The following is a 16,122-nucleotide window of genomic DNA, read 5'->3' on the forward strand; positions in this document are numbered from 1 at the left end:
ATCGATAATGCGGGTGATTGCGGGCGTCAACGCTCTTGTTCACACACCCGCCGCTGCCGTCGCGCAAGGAATGTAACGTTGCGAAAGACGCCCAATATCGTTACAGAGCAATTCTGCAAGCGGTTACAGTTCAGCACGGCTGAGGCAGGGAGTTTTGCGCAATGGCGATGGCGGGACGTGGCGTACTGGCGATCTGGAACGGGATCGCGCCGGAAGCGGAAGCGGACTTCGTAGCCTGGCATGTGCGCGAGCACATCCCCGAGCGCGTCAGCCTCCCGGGTTTCCTGCGCGGCCGCCGCTATGCCTCGCAGGACGCGTCGCCGCTTTATTTCAACTTCTACGAAACGGAGGGCGCGGAGGCGCTGACGTCGGGCGCCTACAAGGCTCGCCTCAACGCGCCTTCGGACTGGACGCGGCAGGTCGTCCGCCATTTCACGGACACCTCGCGGACGGTGTGCGACGTCGCGATGAGCATGGGCGTCGGCGAGGCCGGCTGGATCGAGACGTTCCGGGTTTCCAGTCCGGTTCCGGCCGATTTCGGCGATGCGGCCACAGGCATCCTCCAGTCAGCGATGGACCAGCGCGGGATCGTGGCTGTCCATCTGCTCCAGGGCGAGCATCAGGCGAGCCGCAGCGACTCGGCCGAAAAGGCCATGCGCGCCCAGCCGGACGAGGTGGTGGACTGGATCGCGCTCGTCGAAGCTGTCGACCGGGCCGCGCTGGAACTCATGCGCCCGACGCTCGACATCGCGGAGCGCCTGCGCGGGGCCGGCGCGGCCGGAACGGTGCGGCGCGGGATCTACCAGTTGCAGTATAGCTTGACGCATGCCGAGATGCTGGCCCAACCAGGGCAGCGTTGAGACGAGACGGCGCGCTGAACCGGGGGACAGGAATGAGCGTGGTCGAAGGCCGCAAGCGGCACCCGGGCAGCGTCGGCCTGCGCGACGTGGCGAAGCTCGCGGGCGTCTCGACCGCGACGGTGTCGCGGGCCATCAACAATCCGGACCTCGTCTCGCCCGAGCTGCGCCAGCGCATCTCCGCCACCATCGAGCAACTCGGCTGGGTGCCGGACGGCGCCGCCAAGGCGCTGGCGACGCGCCGCTCCTATGCGATCGGCGCCGTGTTCCCGACGCTGGCGACCGGCGATTTCGCGCGCGCCACCAACGCCGTGCAGAAGGAGCTGCAGGGCCTCGGCTACACGCTCCTGCTCGCCTGTTCGGAATACGACGCCGTGCAGGAATTGGCCCAGGTCAAGAAATTCGCCGAGCGCGGCGTCGACGGGCTGATCCTGGTGGGCCGCGCCCACCACCCGGACCTGTATCGCTTCCTCGACAAGCATCGCATGCCGCACGTCTTCAGCTTCGTGCATGACGGGCAGGACGAGGGCGTCTGCATCGGCCCTGACAACCGCAAGGCCATGGCGGGCCTGACCAACTACCTGATCGAAGTCGGCCACCGCACCATCGCGGTGCTGGCCCAATCCGTCGAGAACAACGACCGAGCCGAAGCCCGGCTCAACGGCATCCGCGACGCGCTCGCGATCCAGGGCATCGCGGTGCGGCCACAGCACATGGCGGTGGGTCGCTGGACCATTGAGGAAGGGCGCGAGATGTTCGGCGCCGTATGGGACACCACGCCCCGGCCCACCGCGATCGTGTGCGGCAACGCCCACCTTGCAGTCGGCGCCATGATCGAGGCGCTGGCGCGCGGCGTCGACGTTCCGGGCGCGGTCTCGATCGTCAGCTATGACGACATCGACATCATGTCCCACCTGCCCGTCACCGTGACGGCGCTGCGCGTCCCCAGCGACGAGGTGGGCCGCAACGCCGCGCGTTCGGTTGTCGGAATGGTCGAGCAGCGGCCCTTGCCGGTCATCTACGAGCATGTTCCCGAGCTGGTGATCCGCGGATCTTCGGGTCCGCCTCCCCGGCCGGCGTGAGACAGCCCTCCAACCGGCAAACTTGCAAGAAGCATGTAACCGGCTACATTGACATTATGAGCAGTTCTGAGACTCGTCCCGACCAGCCGGTGATCACGGGCGCCACGCGCCTTTACGCCATTGTGGGCGACCCAATCGCGCAGGCGAAGTCGCCGGCTGTCTACAACGCATTGCTGGCGGCGGCAGGCCGCAACGCCGTTCTCGTCCCCTGGCTGTTGTCGACAGCGGATTTCGATGCCGGCCTGCGCGGGCTGCTACGCGCCGGCAACGTGGACGGGCTCGTCTTCACCTACCCGCACAAACAGGCCGCCCTGCCCTTCGCCGACGTCGTGCATTCCCGCGCCCGACAAGTGGGCGCCACGAATGCGCTACGCCGCCGGCTGGACGGACGGTGGGAAGCCGACATGTTCGACGGCGTCGGCCTCGTGCGCGCCCTTGAGGATGTCGGGACCTCGCCTGGCGGCCGGACCATCTGGCTGGTCGGCGCTGGCGGAGCCGGCGGCGCGATCGCGTTTGCGCTGGCGGAGGCGGGCGCGAGCCAAATCCATCTCACGGACGTCGAAGCCGACAAAGCAACCGGCATCGCCGTCTCGGTCGCGAAAGCCTTCCCGGGCGTCATCGTTTCCTTGGCCCCGCCGTCGCTGGAAACCGTCTCGATCCTGATCAACGCGACGCCGGTCGGCCTGTCGGACGCGGACGGGCTCCCTGTCGCGCTCGACGACGCACTGCCCGCATCGCTCACGGTGGTGGACATCGTTCCCCGCGAGGCGACGCGGCTTCTGGATCTCGCTCGCGCCAGCGGGTGCCGCACCGTAGGCGGAGCCGCCATGGTCGCCGGGCAGGCCGCGGCCGTGCTGGACTATTTCGGTGAAACTGCCGCCTGAAGATGGCCCGCTGCGTCAAGATCCGCGAAACACAGGCGTACGCTTGTCGAAAAAGGCGCGCATGCCTTCGCGCAGGTCATCAGAGTCGAAGATTGCCTGCTGGGACACCGTCGATCGGCTGAGCGCGCCCTCGAGCGGTTCGTCCAGGGCCGCGTCCACGAGCTGCTTGCCGAGCCGGTTCGAAAGGGGACCTCGGTCGGCGATGACGCCCGCCCAGGCCCGAGCGGCGTCCAGCGCCGACCCGTCTCGTGCGATGCGGTTTACGACGCCCCAAGCGAGAGCCTGGTCGGCGTCGACGACCTCTCCGGTGAACAGCATCTCCTTGGCCCGGGCCGGGCCGACGAGGCGCGCCAGACGCACGGCGCCGCTGCCCGCTAGGCCGCCGAGGCGGCACTCCGTCAGGCCCAGCGCGATCCCCACGCGGGCGACCCGCAGGTCGCAGGCGAGCGCCAGTTCCAGCCCTCCGCCCAGCGCCGGTCCGTCCAGCGCCGCGATGGTGGGCGCCGGCAGCCGCGCCAGCCGCCGCAGCACCATATCCTCGAAGAGGATTTTCTCCTCGCTGGCGTTCTCGCGGAGATGCGCGAATTCCTTGATGTCGCTGCCGGCGCAGAAGGCCCGCCCCGTCCCGCCATGCAGGATCACGCAACGCACCTGCGCGTCCCCGGCCAGCGTCGCGAGCGCGGCGTTCAGCGAGCGCAGGAGCGGCTTCGTCACCAGGTTGAGCGGTCCGGCCTGCAACGCGATCTCGGCGACCGCGCCAGACCGGGTGAGTTCCACCCGGGCTCCCGTCCTGCCTTGCGCGGTCACCCCCGCCCTCCCCTGCCTGGTCCGGTCACGCCGGCTCCTTGGCCGCTCCGGGCTCGACGCCGTGCAACACGCCGAGCCGGGCGAAATGCCGGTGAATACGGTCGACATAGCGGGTGAACTCCGGCGCGTCGCCGAGCACCAGCGGCCGCGGCCGTGGCAGCGACACCTGAATGTCGTCGATCACCTCGCCCGGGCTCGGGCTCATCACCAGGATGCGGTCGGAAAGCCCCACGGCTTCTTCGACGCTGTGCGTGATGAACAGCACGGTCGGCCTGCGCCGCAACCAAAGCTCCTCGAGATCCGCCCGGACCTGAAGCCGCGTCAGCGCGTCCAGCGCCCCGAAGGGCTCGTCCATCAGGATCACGGCCGGATCGTGCACGAGCGTGCGGATCAGCGACACGCGCTGGCGCATGCCGCCGGAAAGCTGCGACGGATATTTGTTCATCGCATGCTCGAGCTTGAGCTGCGCGAATAGGTCGCGCGCCCGCTTCTCGAGCGGTTGGCGCGGCAGGCCGCGGATGTCCGCATGCAGCATCACGTTCTCGAACGCGGTGCGGAATTCAAGCAGGAGGTGGTCCTGGAAGGCGATGCCCACATCGGTGATCGGCTTCACCACCGGGCGGCCGTCGACCACGACCTCGCCCGAACTCGGCTTGAGCAGGCCCGCGGCAATGAGCATGAGCGTGCTCTTGCCGCAGCCCGAGGCGCCGACCACCGACACGAAGGCCCCCGCGTCGATGGAGACGTTCAGCGGCTTCAGCGCCTGGAACGGCTTGCCCGAATGCTCGCCGAACTCTTTCGAGACGTTGCGGATGCCGATAGGAACACCCGATTGTTCCGGCAGGGACAGGGCCGCGGCGCTCATGGGAGCCTCATCAAACGGCGACGGTGTCGGGTTCGCCGCGCGACGCCGCGACGGCCTCGAGCGGCGTCTTGGACAGCAGAAGCGCCTTGCGGCCCTTCTGCACCACGACGCCGTCCTGGTTCACCAACTCCACCGCGAAGGTCGCGATGGCCTGGTTGGGACGCGAGCGGCTGTCCCGGATCTCGACGATCCAATAGTTCACGAAGATCGTGTCGCCGATGAAGATCGGCCCCGCGAACGACCAGTCCGTGATGCCCAGGAAGGCGATGGCCGTCTCCCTGAGCTCGCCGGTTCTGGCCCACATCAGGCCATGCGCGTAGGCAAGGCCCAGCATGCCGTGCGCGACGCGGCGACCGAACTGGCTGGCGCGGCCATAGACCTCGCTCGTGTGCAGCTCGGAGAAGTCGCCGGTCAGGCCCGCGAAGGCCATCAGGTCGGCCTCTCCGATCGTGCGCCCGGGGCTGCGGAACCGCATCCCGACGTGAAGGTCCTCGAAGCGATAGCCAGTCGTCATTCCGGGTCTCCGTTCGCGGTTCAGACGCTCGCGCGCGCCTGCTCACTTGCAGGGGCGCAGGTCCTTCTCCGCGGGGAGGAACGCGTTGGTGTAGTAGCTCTTCGGGTCTTGCCCGGCAGGCAGCAAGCCGACCTCCGACAGAAGCGTTTGCGTCTTCTCCCACTGGCTGTCCTCGGCCTTGCCCAGGAACTTGGCCCCGCCGCTGCAGAACAAGGGCGTGATGGCGGCGAGTTCGCTGGCGGCCAGCTTGGCGTTCACCTCGGGGAATACCGTCTTGAGGTGCTGCACGGTCTTTTCAGGGTTGTCGATTGCGAAGCCCCAGCCCTTCAGGCTCGCGGCGACGAACTTCTTCACGACGTCAGGCTGCTCCTTGAGAAAGCTGTCGGCCACGAAGATCGAGGTGCTGACGGTCGGGACGCCGAAGTCAGCGAAGCGGAAATTATCCAGCTCCGCGCCCTGGGCTTCGAGCTGGATCTGGTAAGCGTCCATGGAGCCCAGGATGGCGTCGACCTGCCCCTGCAACAGGGCTGGCACCATGGACGTCGGCGGCATGTTCAGCATCGTCATGTCGGTTTCCTTCAAGCCGTTGGCCTTCAGGAACAGCGGCAGCATCGTGGTCTGCGAGGAGCCGGCTGGCACGCCGACCTTCTTGCCCGCGAGCGCCTTCACGGAGGTGACGCCCGTCTTTTTCAGCGCCGACACCTCGTTGGGGTTGGACTGGTAGACGGTGGCGACCACCTTCATGGGCGCGCCCTTGGCGATCAGCTGGCTGACCGCGACAGCGTCCGCGTAGGCCACCTGCGCACGGCCGTTGGCGACGAGCTGGGCCGTGTTGCCCGAGCCGTTGCCTTGCACCACGGCGACGTCGAGCCCCGCGTCCTTGTAGTAGCCCTCGCCAACCGCGGCCGCGAATCCTGCATTGGGGCCGCCTGCCGTCCAGTTGAGCTGGAACGTCAGCTTGGTCTGGGCCGACGCGCCCTGCGGCGCCCATGCGGCGAGCGCCAGCGCACCCGCGAGGGTTACGCTCTTCAGGCGCGAACGGCTGCCGGAAGTCCGGCTCTTGATCGACGTCGTCATGTTTCGTCCTCCCTCGTCATCGTTGTTGTTGGTTGCGACCGACGCGCCAAAAGCCGCGCCGGCGATCACGTGCGGCTGATCCGCTGCCAGGGGGTCAGGGCCCACTCGGCGAGTTCCACCGCGTAGTTGATGAGGATGCCGATCAACGTCAGCACCACGAGCACCGCGAAGGTGAGCTGGAGGTCCATCGTGCTGGTGCCGCGCAGCAGCACGTAGCCGAGCCCCTCGTTGGCTCCGACGAATTCGGCCACGATGGCGGCTGTCGCCGCTATCGTGGCGGACGTCTTGACGCCCGCGAAGATCACGGGCAGCGCCGCTGGGAAACGCAAGAACCGGAACGTTTGCCAGATGCTCGCGCCCATGGATTTGGTGAGGTAGAGCAGGCGCGTGTCCAGGATCTGGAAGCCGCTGATGCTGGAAATCAGCAGCGGAAAAAACGTCATCAGCGTCGTCAGCAGCACCTTGGATTCGATGCCGAACCCCAGCCACACGAGAAACAGAGGCGCGACGGCGATCTTGGGAACGAGCTGCAGCAGGACGATGGGCGGATAAAGCGTCTGCTTGGCGACGCGCGACAACGCGATCACGAGCCCGAGCGGGATGGCCAGCACGATGGTGAGCCCGAATCCGAGCAGGATCTCGGCCAACGTCACCTTGGCGTGCGTCCACAGCAGCGCCCGGTCCGCCACCAGCCGCTCGAACACCGAGTCTGGGCTAGGCAGTAGATAGGGCGGAATTTTGAAGGCCTTCACGGCTGCCCACCAGCACCCGACGATCACCACGAAAGACAAGGGCGGCAGGAGATTCCAGCCGATCGCGGCGGCGCGGCGCATCATCCGGCCCTGGCCGGGCGTCGACGCCTGCACGGCGGCCACGGGCGACGCGGCTTCTACCGTCCCTGGATCACGCGCGATGGGGTTGGCGACCATGTGTCCTCCCGTGATCGGACCTCGACGCTCCCCAGATCACCTCTGCGGCAGGTCCGGACGGCACGTCATTGTTGACTTGCGCGCTCGATTATGTAACCGGTTACAAGAGAATTTGGTTCCCGTCAATACGCCCTGGGCGCCTTGCGACGCGCGCGGAGGACACTACATGCAACTCGTCTCGGCCGAAGAAGCCGTCCAGCACATCCCCACCGGCGCGCACGTGCTGGTTAGCGGGTCAGGTGGCGGCCACGCCGTGCCCGAGAAGGTGCTGGAGGCGCTGGAAGCGCGCTATCTCGAGAGCGGCGCGCCTGGCGCCCTAACGCTGATCCACGTCGTCGGCATCGGCGACCGGGTCGCCACCGGGGCCGCACGCTTCCGGCACGAGGGCATGCTAAAACGCTCCATCACGAGCGCGCTGATCGATTCGCCACCACTGATCGCGCTCGCGACCGCGGACAAGATCGAGTCCTACACGCTGCCCCAGGGCGTGCTGTCGCAGATCATGCGCGATCTCGCGGCCGGGCGACCGGGCCTGATCACCCGCACGGGCCTGCACACCTTCATCGACCCGCGCCACGGCGGCGGCCGCCAGAGCCCGAGCGCGCGCGAGGACCTCGTCGAGCTAATCACGATCGACGGCAAGGAGTACCTCCGCTTCAAGCCTTTTCCAATCACGGTCGCGATCCTGCGCGGCACCACTGCGGATGAGGACGGCAACGTCAGCATGGAGCAGGAGGCGATCTTCGGCGAGATGCTGGCCTCCGCCCAGGCGGCGCGCCGCAATGGCGGCATCGTCATCGTGCAGGTCAAGCGCATGGCCAAGCGCGGCACGCTGCCCGCAAAATCCGTGAAGATTCCCGGCATCTTGGTCGACTACCTCGTGGTCGATCCCGACCAGCGCCAGACCTACGCGACCGACTACAACCCCGCTTATGCGGGCGAGATCAAGGCGCCCCTGCACGCCTTGAAGCGCCTGCCCTTTGATGTGCGCAAGATCGTGGCGCGCCGCGCCGCAATGGAGATAGTCCCGGGCGCGATCCTCAACCTGGGGGCCGGCATCTCCACGGGCATTTCGGCGGTCTGCACCGAGGAGGCCATTCTCGACGAGATCGTACTGACCAACGAGCAGGGCTTCATCGGCGGCGCGCCGTTGACCGGCCCTGATTCCGGCGCATCACAGAACTACGACGCCATCGTCGACCAGCCCTCACAGTTTGATTTCTACGACGGCGGCGGGCTCGACGTGGCCTTTCTGTCCTTTGCGGAGGTCGATCCGGCCGGCAACGTCAACATTAGCCGCTTCGGCTCGAAAATCGTCGGCGTTGGCGGATTCATCAACATCAGCCAGAACGCCCGCAAGGTGGTGTTCAGCGGCACTTTCACGTCCGGCGGCCTAGAGATCGCGGCCGGCGACGGCGCCCTGCGCATCGTCCAGGAGGGTCGGCACCGCAAGTTCGTCGAACGCATCGAGCAGGTCTGCTACAGCGCCCCCTTCGCCCAGAGCGAGGGCCGCGAGGCGCTGTTCGTCACCGAGCGTTGCGTTTTCCGGGCCGTGGACGGCCAGCTCGAGTTGATCGAGGTAGCACCGGGGATCGACGTCGAGAAGCACATCCTCTCCCTCATGGCTTTCCATCCACGCGTCGCACCGCAATTGCGCGAGATGGACGCTCGGCTGTTTCGCCCCGAACCCATGGGCCTCGCGGCCGGCCTCCAGAAAACTCGGTAAGCCGGCTCGGGCTTCGCCGGCGTCCATGCTGCGCGGGCGCTCCCCGTCATCGCCAAGCAAGGAAGTCGTCTGTCGGCGGCCTCCGGTTAGGGATCATGATATGGCGGTTTGTAACAGGCGCCCAGGGCCTGAGATGAACTGCCGCAACGACTCAAGAGAGGAAGCTCGAGCCTGGAGTTCGGGAAGCTGGTAAGCGCGATTGTCAAATAGTAAGTGAATTGCTGAGTCCTCGTCGAGTGGACGTCTGATATGAAATGACGCCATGCAGCTTCCCATCAAGGCCATCAGCGTCTTTCACGTCACTGCGCGCGCCGGCAGCATTACGCGGGCGGCTGAGGAGCTGAGCGTGACGCCGTCGGCCGTCAGCCAGCAGATCCGCGCGCTCGAGGTCCAGCTTGGCGTCTCTCTTTTGAGCAAGAAAGGCCGCCGCGTGGTCCTCACCGAGGCTGGCGAGCGGTATTTTTCAGCGATCAACGATGGTTTCGAGCGCATCAACGACGCCACTCAGGAGATCCGCGGGTTTCGCACCGTCACCCGGCTGACGATCCGCGCTACGCCGACGCTCTCCAACAAGTGGATCCTGCCGCGACTGCAATCCTTTCTGGACGGCAATCCCGAGATCGAGCTGCGGCTGGACGGCACCAACGAGCCCACCGATTTCAACCGCGAGCTGGTCGACATCGAAATCCGCCACGGCGACGGACGGTGGCCCGGATTGTTTGTTGAGGGCCTTACGGAGGAAACCTTCATTCCCGTTTGTGCGCCGCACTACGCGGCTGCGGGAAGTCTCGCCGCCGACGAGGTGGCGCGTTGCAACCTGATCCACTCGGTCAAGGCGCAAGCGCAATGGCCCCACTGGTTCAAGCTCGCGGGCGTAGCCCCGGCGAGCCAATGGCGTCGCCTCCTGTTCGACCGCAGCCACATGGCCATCGACGCCGCCGTGAACGGCATGGGCATCGCGCTCGAGAGCACGCTGATGAGCTGGCGTGAGCTATCGGAGGGTAGGCTCGTCTGCCCGGTGCGCGAGTCCCATCCGGTGCGACTCACGACGCAATGGATCGTCTGTCCGACGGACCACCTGCGGCAAAAGAAAGTGCAGCGCTTTCTTGAGTGGATCCGGGCCGAGCGGATCATCTGGCGGCAGGAGTTCGACGCCGGGCAAGGGGCCGGGAACTGACGCCCAGCCGCTCAGGCTCGGCCGCGTCGCTGCCCCAAGCAGTTCAGGGCCGCCATGCTAAACATGACGGCCCCAGGCAAGTCCCGTCGTCACCCGGACGCGGGATTTTGCAGCAGACCAAAGCGAACCGGCAGCTCCGCTTCGATGAGCGGCGGAAAGGCCTCCCGGAAACGTTGCAGATGCGGCGTGAGCAGATGCGCGTCGAAGGCGGCGCGATCATGGTAGATCTCGTAGAAGATCACGGTTGCGCCTCCGTCGGGCACGACGACGTCGAACCTCCAACAGCCGGGCTCGTCGGCGACGCTGTGGGCGGCGTCGTCAGCCGCCACTTCCAGAAATGCGTCGAGGCGTTCCGGCTTCACCCGGAACTCCGCAATCACCACGAAGGGCGTTGACTCCGCCATTGCGCCCTCAGACCGCAAGCAGTGTTGGCGCCGGAGCCCGGAAGCGCGTTTCCATCTCCCGACGCAACGACACCACGTCCATATCGTCGACGAGTTCGACGTCGTCGACCGTCACGATCGTGTCGCGCGCCACCGGGCGCACCACCTTGACGTGATGCGCGAGGCCGATCGGCAAGGCGCCGAGCCGAAGGCTGCGTTCCGCCGGGATCGCGTTGGCCCAGACCGCAAAGCCACCCTCCCCATCCAGGTATTCACCCGGCGCGAGGTCCTTCTTGGCGGTCGCGACGGCGTCTCCGCGGAATTCCTTGGAGCAGCCGGTCGGCTCGTTGCGAAGCACGGCGGACAGGACGCTGATCGACGTCTCGAGCCCAATGATGTGAAAGGGACGCCACATAGAGGCGTACCAGCCGGACGGATCCGTCAGGAGCCCGTACTGCTTGAAGCACGCGCGAGCGTACTCGTTATGAGCCTTGAAGGTCACGAATACGCCGTAGCGAATGTTGTTGAGCACTTCGCGCCCGTCGGGCTCTTGGCTCGCCGCGATGTCGACCAAGCCCGCGCGCGACATGCGGCCGCCGTCCGCCGCAGGCCGGAAGACCTTGGCGAGATCCTGCAGGCCGGCAGGCGGAAATGCGAGCCCGTCGTCGGGACAGTCGAGACCGGCGCCGTTGGCGACCGCCGCCATCTCGATCGCGGCCTTCGTGCCGTCCGTGAAGGAGTTGTACATCTTGGGATTGAAGTCGCCTTGGGCGACCTCTTCGTCGGTCCAGCCGAAGAAGCCCCACACGGTCTCGGGGGTGGAATAGCGGTATCGCGGCTCGAAGTTCATGCCCTTGCCGGCCGCCGTGATTTCAAATCCGCAGGCCCGTCCCCAGTCCACCAGCTCGCAGATCAACGCCGGCTGGTCGCCATACGCCATGGAGTAGATCACGCCCTTTTGGCGCGCTTTTTCGGCGAGCAGCGGGCCGACCATCACGTCCGCCTCGACATTGACCATGATGACGTGCTTGCCGGCGTCGATCGCCTTCAGGGCGTGCCGAGCCCCCGCGAGCGGATGACCGGTCGCCTCAATGATGCACTCGATCTCGTCGCAGGCCAGCATGGCGTCGACGTCGTCCAGAACACAGGTCTGGCCACTCTTCAGGGCGTCGCCGACAGCCTTGGCGGCGTAGCGCTCGGCAGCCCAGCCGACGCGCTCCAGAGATTGCCGCGCTTTTTCGACGTTGAGGTCGACAACCGCGACCATGTGAAAACCCGCGATTCGCTGCGCCTGAGCCAGCACCATCGAGCCGAATTTTCCTGCGCCAATGAGGCCGACGCGCACGGGCCGGCCCGCCGCAGCGCGTGCGGCCAGCAAAGAATAAAGGTTCATGTTCGCCGTCCTTGGTGATTGCGGTCTGCGTGACCCAGCCGCCGGCAGGGCGGCCGCATCCTCCTTTGCCGACGTGACCATCGCAGCGGTGCGCGGCCGTCGGTATGCGGAAAGGCTAGGCAACCTTAGTCTTTAGCTCAATTTAGAAACGCACCTCCATCGTGTAGCTGCACTAAAGAACCGGGCTGAGAACAAGCGCACTCGCGCCATTGGCATGAAGCCACCGTCAACCCGGGGACATTTCGATCGTTTAGTTTTGCTAAACAAAGAGACTGTCGATCTGAATTGATCTTCACTGACCCCGTTCCTACTGTCGGCCCATAAGGAATGCCTCCGGGACCAACCGGGCGCTCCGAGGAAACGACGGGAGGAAGAGCGGCCGACGCACGCATCGTGCCTCGGCGACGCATTGCTCCCTTTCGAACGCACTGTTGGCTGCTTGCTCCCGACAGGGCTCGGCATGACGGACGCAGCATCGCGAGATCTGCGGGCCAGGGGAGGACATCATGACGTTCAAGCACACAACGGACCGGTCGACGGCGCTATCGCGCCGCTCGCTTCTGGCCGGTGCGGCCGCCAGCATTCCTTTGTTCGCGATCGGCACGGGCCGGGCCCGCGCGGCTGAGTTCAGCTTCAAGGTCGCGACCGGCCAGTCGTTGACACAGCCCATCAACGCGCGGCTGGAGCAGGCCTGCGCGCGCATCCAGCAAGCATCAGGCGGCCGGCTGGAAATGAAGTTTTTTCCCGCCAGCCAGCTTGGTTCAGACACGGACCTCATCACGCAGGTGCGCTCGGGCGGCATCGAATTCCTCAACATCGCGGGTTCGGTGATCTCCACGGTCGCGGCCGGCGCGGCGATCACGAATGTCGGCTTCGCTTTCGCGGACTACGATCAGGCCTGGCGTGGCGTCGACGGCGCAATCGGCGAATACGTCAAGAAGCAGATCGAGAAGGCCGGCTTGCAGATCGCCTCCAAGGCGTCCGACAACAGCTTTCGCCAGATCACGTCCGCAACGAAGCCGATCAAGAATCCCGCGGACCTCAAGGACTACCGGATCCGGGTGCCGGTCTCGCCGATCTTTACGTCGCTGTTCTCGTCGCTGGGGGCCAACCCAACCTCAATCAACTTCAACGAACTCTACACCGCCCTGCAGACGAAGCTCGTCGACGGGCAGGAAAACGGCCTGGTCGCGATCGACTCGGGCAAGCTCTACGAGGTGCAAAAATACGTCTCCGAGACCAACCACATCTGGGACCCCTTCTGGCTGGTGGGCAATCGCCGCGCCATCGCCCGCCTTCCCGCCGACCTGCAGGAGATCGTGGGCCGGGAGTTTGATCGCGCGTCGCTGGAGCAGCGCGACGACGTCGCCAAGCTCAACGGCTCCCTGAAGGCCCAGCTCTCCGCGAAGGGGCTCGTCTTCGAGGCCGCCGACAAGCCGGCGTTCCGGTCGGCGCTGACCGCGTCGGGGTTCTACAAGACCTGGAAGGACAAGTTCGGCGCCGAAGCCTGGAGCGTGCTTGAGTCCGTCACCGGAGAGCTTGCATGAGCATCGCGGCCCCTCCACACGGCGAATGCGAATGCGAGCTCGCGCTCGCGTCGCCAGGTTGGCTGGACACCCTCGACGCCGGCTTCAGGCGCCTCGTCGAGGTTCCGGCAGCGCTGCTCGTCGCCGCGGAGGTGCTGATCCTGTTCGTGGGCATTTGCGCCCGCACCTTTCATCGGCCGATCATCTGGTCGGATGAGCTGGCGTCGATCCTGTTCCTGTGGCTCGCGATGTTCGGGGCCGTGGTGGCGCTGCTGCGGGGCGAGCACATGCGCCTCACCTTTCTGGTGAGCGGCCTCTCGCCCCGCGTGCGGGCCTGGACGGAGACGCTCGCGGTTGGCGCGATGTTCATGCTCTTCGCGCTGATGCTCCACTCGGCCTATGACTACACCGAGGATCAGTCCTTCGTGGAGATGCCGGCTCTCGGCTGGTCGGGCGTCGTCCGGGCCGCCGCGGTGCTGGTGGGTTTCGTGCTGGCTTTGCTGGCGTGCTGCATCAAGCTGGCCCGGCATCGGCCGGTTGATGTCGCCGCCGTTGCGGCGCTTCTGGGCGCAATCGCGCTGGGCCTTTATCTCGCCGCGCCGCTTCTGGTAACGGCCGGCAACTGGTCGCTGATGGTGTTTTTCGTCGGCCTGCTCGGAGCCGGCGTTCTGGCCGGCGTACCAATCGCCTTCTCGTTCGCGCTCGCTACGGCGGCCTATCTCCTCACCACCACCTCCACGCCGCTGACCATCGTGGTCGGCAGGATGGACGAGGGGATGAGCGGGCTCATCCTCCTCGCCATTCCGTTGTTCGTGTTGCTGGGGCAGCTCGTCGAAGTCACCGGCATGGCGCGGGTCATGGTGGCGTTTTTGGCTTCCCTGCTCGGCCACGTGAAGGCCGGCATGTCCTATGTGCTGCTGGGCGCCATGCTGCTGGTGTCGGGGATTTCGGGCTCCAAGACGGCCGACATGGCCGCAGTCGCGCCGGTGCTCTTCCCGGAAATGCGGCGTCGCGGCATGAAGGACGGAGAGTTGTTGTCTCTGCTCGCCGCCTCGGGCGCGATGAGCGAGACCATCCCGCCCTCCATCGTGCTGATCGCGATCGCTTCGGTGACGGGCGTGTCCATCGCGGCCCTGTTCACGGCCGGCATTATGCCGGCGCTGGTGCTGGCGCTCGTGCTGGCCGTCGTGGCGCGCTGGCGCGCCGGGCGCGAGGAGGACCAGACGGTGGTGGCCCGCGCTCCCATGAGCATCGTCGTCAAGTCGCTGGCGATCGCACTCCCGGCGCTGCTCCTGCCCTTCCTGATCCGCACCGCCGTGGTTGAAGGCTTCGCCACAGCCACCGAAGTGTCGACCATTGGCATTGCCTATTCGCTCGTGCTTGGCATCCTGGTTTACCGTGGCGGCCTTCGCTGGCGCGCCGCGATCCCGATGCTCGCCCGCACGGCGTCACTCTCGGGGGCCATCCTGTTCATCGTCGGCGCCGCCAGCGCCATGTCATGGGCGCTGACGCAGTCGGGCTTCTCCCACGCGCTGGCGGCCGCAATGGCGGCGGTTCCGGGCGGTCAGACCGGCTTTCTGCTGGTCTCGGTCGTCGCTTTCATGGTGCTCGGAAGCCTGCTCGAGGGCATCCCGGCCATCGTCCTCTTTGGGCCCCTGCTGTTCCCCATCGCCAAGCAGTTCGGGGTTCATGAAGTGCATTACAGCATGGTGGTAATCCTTGCGATGGGCCTTGGCCTCTTCGCGCCGCCCTTTGGCCTTTGCTACTACGCCGCCTGCATCATCGGCCAGGTCGCGCCAGAAGCCGGCATGCGGCGAATTTGGATCTACCTGGGCTCCTTGTTTGTAGGGCTGCTGTTCCTCACCTTCGTGCCGTGGTTCTCGATCGGATTCTTGCCGGGGAAGTAGCCGACCGCGGGGCGCTTTTTTCGCGCTGTCGGACCCAGGTCATTTTTACCTCCCGGAGTCATGCCGCAGTACTGCTAGTCGTTCAAACACGGAGAAGCGGTTTTCCGAGCCACGGCGAGAGCACAGTGAGCGATTTGGATTGAGACAACACGGATCCGGTGTTTTCGCCACCGTGAGGCGTGTTGGCGCATCCTCCCGAACTCACGAAAGGCGCCTCGAGACCGCGTCAGGAGAAATGATGATCCCTAGTACATTTGGAGGCGTAGCGCGATTTTGGTTAAGCGCACTAGGCTTGCGAAAGCAGAGATGTCAACTCCTCTGCGCGCAAGGGTGGAGACGCAGCGGTGATCTTGTTCGGAGTTCGATCGCCGCTGGCCTGTGAGTATGAAGAAACTTGCCATCGGCTCGGCTTGATCATCACAGCCGCAGTCAGCCTGAACGGAATACCGAGGCTGGTCGATCGCTCCGTCGTCGTCGAATTGGACGTCCTTCTGTCCGAGCACACAAGCGACGTTTTCCTGGCCTGCGCTTTCGCGCCGACACGCCGAGCCGCCCTGGTGAAGCAGGCCGCCGATCTCGGCCTGACGCTCGCCCCCGCACTGGTGGATCCGACTGTGATTACCGCCCGAACCGTACGGGTCGGCGCGGGAACGTTCATCAATGCCGGCTGTGTGATCGGCGCCCTTTCGATTATCGGCGAGGGGGTGCTCGTCAATCGGGCTACATCGCTGGGACATCACACCGTCCTGGGCGACTTCGTGAGCATCGGCCCCGGCGCCACGCTCGCCGGAAATGTCCATGTGGGCGCGGGAGCCATGATTGGCGCCGGGTCCGTGATCTTGCCGGACGTCCGGATCGGCGAAGGCGCCCTCGTGGCCGCTGGCTCCGTCGTTCGCCGCAATGTGCCCGATGGGGCTTACGTAGCCGGTCAACCAGCGATCGAAAAGCTGTTTGATCCGACGCGCTCATCGCTCCACGTCGAAGGCGGAGAATAA

Annotated in this window: 15 protein-coding genes; 8 read left to right on the top strand and 7 right to left on the bottom strand. The window is 66.0% G+C overall.

From position 1 onward, the window contains the following. Positions 1-161 precede the first annotated feature (161 nt). Genes IEV99_RS14905 through IEV99_RS14915 form a run of 3 tightly spaced genes read left to right on the top strand, consistent with a single transcriptional unit; the run spans position 162 to position 2,823 of the window. Positions 162-860, top strand: coding sequence for a DUF4286 family protein (locus IEV99_RS14905; protein ID WP_188518542.1), 699 nt, complete (start codon positions 162-164; stop codon positions 858-860). Positions 861-892: 32 nt separating this feature from the next. Next, positions 893-1,939 (top strand): LacI family DNA-binding transcriptional regulator, encoded by a 1,047-nt coding sequence (locus tag IEV99_RS14910; protein WP_188518543.1) that lies wholly within the window; start codon positions 893-895, stop codon positions 1,937-1,939. A 56-nt stretch (positions 1,940-1,995) separates the two neighbouring features. Continuing rightward, positions 1,996-2,823, top strand: coding sequence for a shikimate dehydrogenase family protein (locus IEV99_RS14915; protein WP_188518544.1), 828 nt, complete (start codon positions 1,996-1,998; stop codon positions 2,821-2,823). 15 nt (positions 2,824-2,838) lie between these two features. Here the strand turns inward: IEV99_RS14915 and IEV99_RS14920 are convergent, their stop codons facing one another. The 5 genes from IEV99_RS14920 to IEV99_RS14940 all read right to left on the bottom strand — a co-directional run bounded on the left by IEV99_RS14920 (position 2,839) and on the right by IEV99_RS14940 (position 7,015). Next, on the bottom strand, positions 2,839-3,630 hold the full coding sequence (locus IEV99_RS14920) for an enoyl-CoA hydratase/isomerase family protein (protein ID WP_244643886.1): 792 nt from the start codon (positions 3,628-3,630) through the stop codon (positions 2,839-2,841). Positions 3,631-3,655: 25 nt separating this feature from the next. Next, on the bottom strand, positions 3,656-4,495 hold the full coding sequence (locus IEV99_RS14925) for an ABC transporter ATP-binding protein (protein WP_188518546.1): 840 nt from the start codon (positions 4,493-4,495) through the stop codon (positions 3,656-3,658). A gap of 10 nt (positions 4,496-4,505) precedes the next feature. Continuing rightward, positions 4,506-5,009 (bottom strand): MaoC/PaaZ C-terminal domain-containing protein, encoded by a 504-nt coding sequence (locus IEV99_RS14930; protein WP_188518547.1) that lies wholly within the window; start codon positions 5,007-5,009, stop codon positions 4,506-4,508. 42 nt (positions 5,010-5,051) lie between these two features. Next, positions 5,052-6,086: an ABC transporter substrate-binding protein gene (locus tag IEV99_RS14935; protein WP_188518548.1), complete on the bottom strand. Its 1,035-nt coding sequence runs from the start codon at positions 6,084-6,086 to the stop codon at positions 5,052-5,054. 65 nt (positions 6,087-6,151) lie between these two features. Then, positions 6,152-7,015 (bottom strand): ABC transporter permease, encoded by an 864-nt coding sequence (locus IEV99_RS14940; RefSeq protein ID WP_188518549.1) that lies wholly within the window; start codon positions 7,013-7,015, stop codon positions 6,152-6,154. 166 nt (positions 7,016-7,181) lie between these two features. Here IEV99_RS14940 and IEV99_RS14945 point away from each other — a divergent pair, with 166 nt between their 5' ends. Both IEV99_RS14945 and IEV99_RS14950 read left to right on the top strand, forming a co-directional pair. Next, a complete protein-coding gene (locus IEV99_RS14945; RefSeq protein WP_188518550.1) occupies positions 7,182-8,741 on the top strand; it encodes an acyl CoA:acetate/3-ketoacid CoA transferase in 1,560 nt (519 codons plus the stop codon). Positions 8,742-9,003: 262 nt separating this feature from the next. Continuing rightward, complete coding sequence (locus tag IEV99_RS14950) at positions 9,004-9,918, top strand: LysR substrate-binding domain-containing protein (RefSeq protein WP_188518551.1); 915 nt, start codon at positions 9,004-9,006, stop codon at positions 9,916-9,918. An 89-nt stretch (positions 9,919-10,007) separates the two neighbouring features. Here the strand turns inward: IEV99_RS14950 and IEV99_RS14955 are convergent, their stop codons facing one another. After that, a complete protein-coding gene (locus IEV99_RS14955; RefSeq protein ID WP_188518552.1) occupies positions 10,008-10,322 on the bottom strand; it encodes a putative quinol monooxygenase in 315 nt (104 codons plus the stop codon). Positions 10,323-10,329: 7 nt separating this feature from the next. Beyond that, positions 10,330-11,694 (bottom strand): NAD(P)H-dependent oxidoreductase, encoded by a 1,365-nt coding sequence (locus IEV99_RS14960; protein ID WP_188518553.1) that lies wholly within the window; start codon positions 11,692-11,694, stop codon positions 10,330-10,332. A gap of 506 nt (positions 11,695-12,200) precedes the next feature. On the opposite strand from IEV99_RS14960, the gene IEV99_RS14965 reads away from it, so the two are divergent. From IEV99_RS14965 to IEV99_RS14975, 3 genes are all read left to right on the top strand, one after another. Beyond that, complete coding sequence (locus IEV99_RS14965) at positions 12,201-13,241, top strand: TRAP transporter substrate-binding protein (RefSeq protein ID WP_188518554.1); 1,041 nt, start codon at positions 12,201-12,203, stop codon at positions 13,239-13,241. Continuing rightward, complete coding sequence (locus tag IEV99_RS14970; protein WP_188518555.1) at positions 13,238-15,127, top strand: TRAP transporter large permease; 1,890 nt, start codon at positions 13,238-13,240, stop codon at positions 15,125-15,127. Before IEV99_RS14965 ends, IEV99_RS14970 begins: the two co-directional genes overlap by 4 nt. Positions 15,128-15,471: 344 nt before the next feature. Next, positions 15,472-16,122, top strand: coding sequence for an acetyltransferase (locus tag IEV99_RS14975; protein WP_188518556.1), 651 nt, complete (start codon positions 15,472-15,474; stop codon positions 16,120-16,122).

It is taken from the genome of Alsobacter metallidurans, from assembly GCF_014636935.1.
Lineage (GTDB): Bacteria > Pseudomonadota > Alphaproteobacteria > Rhizobiales > Beijerinckiaceae > Alsobacter > Alsobacter metallidurans.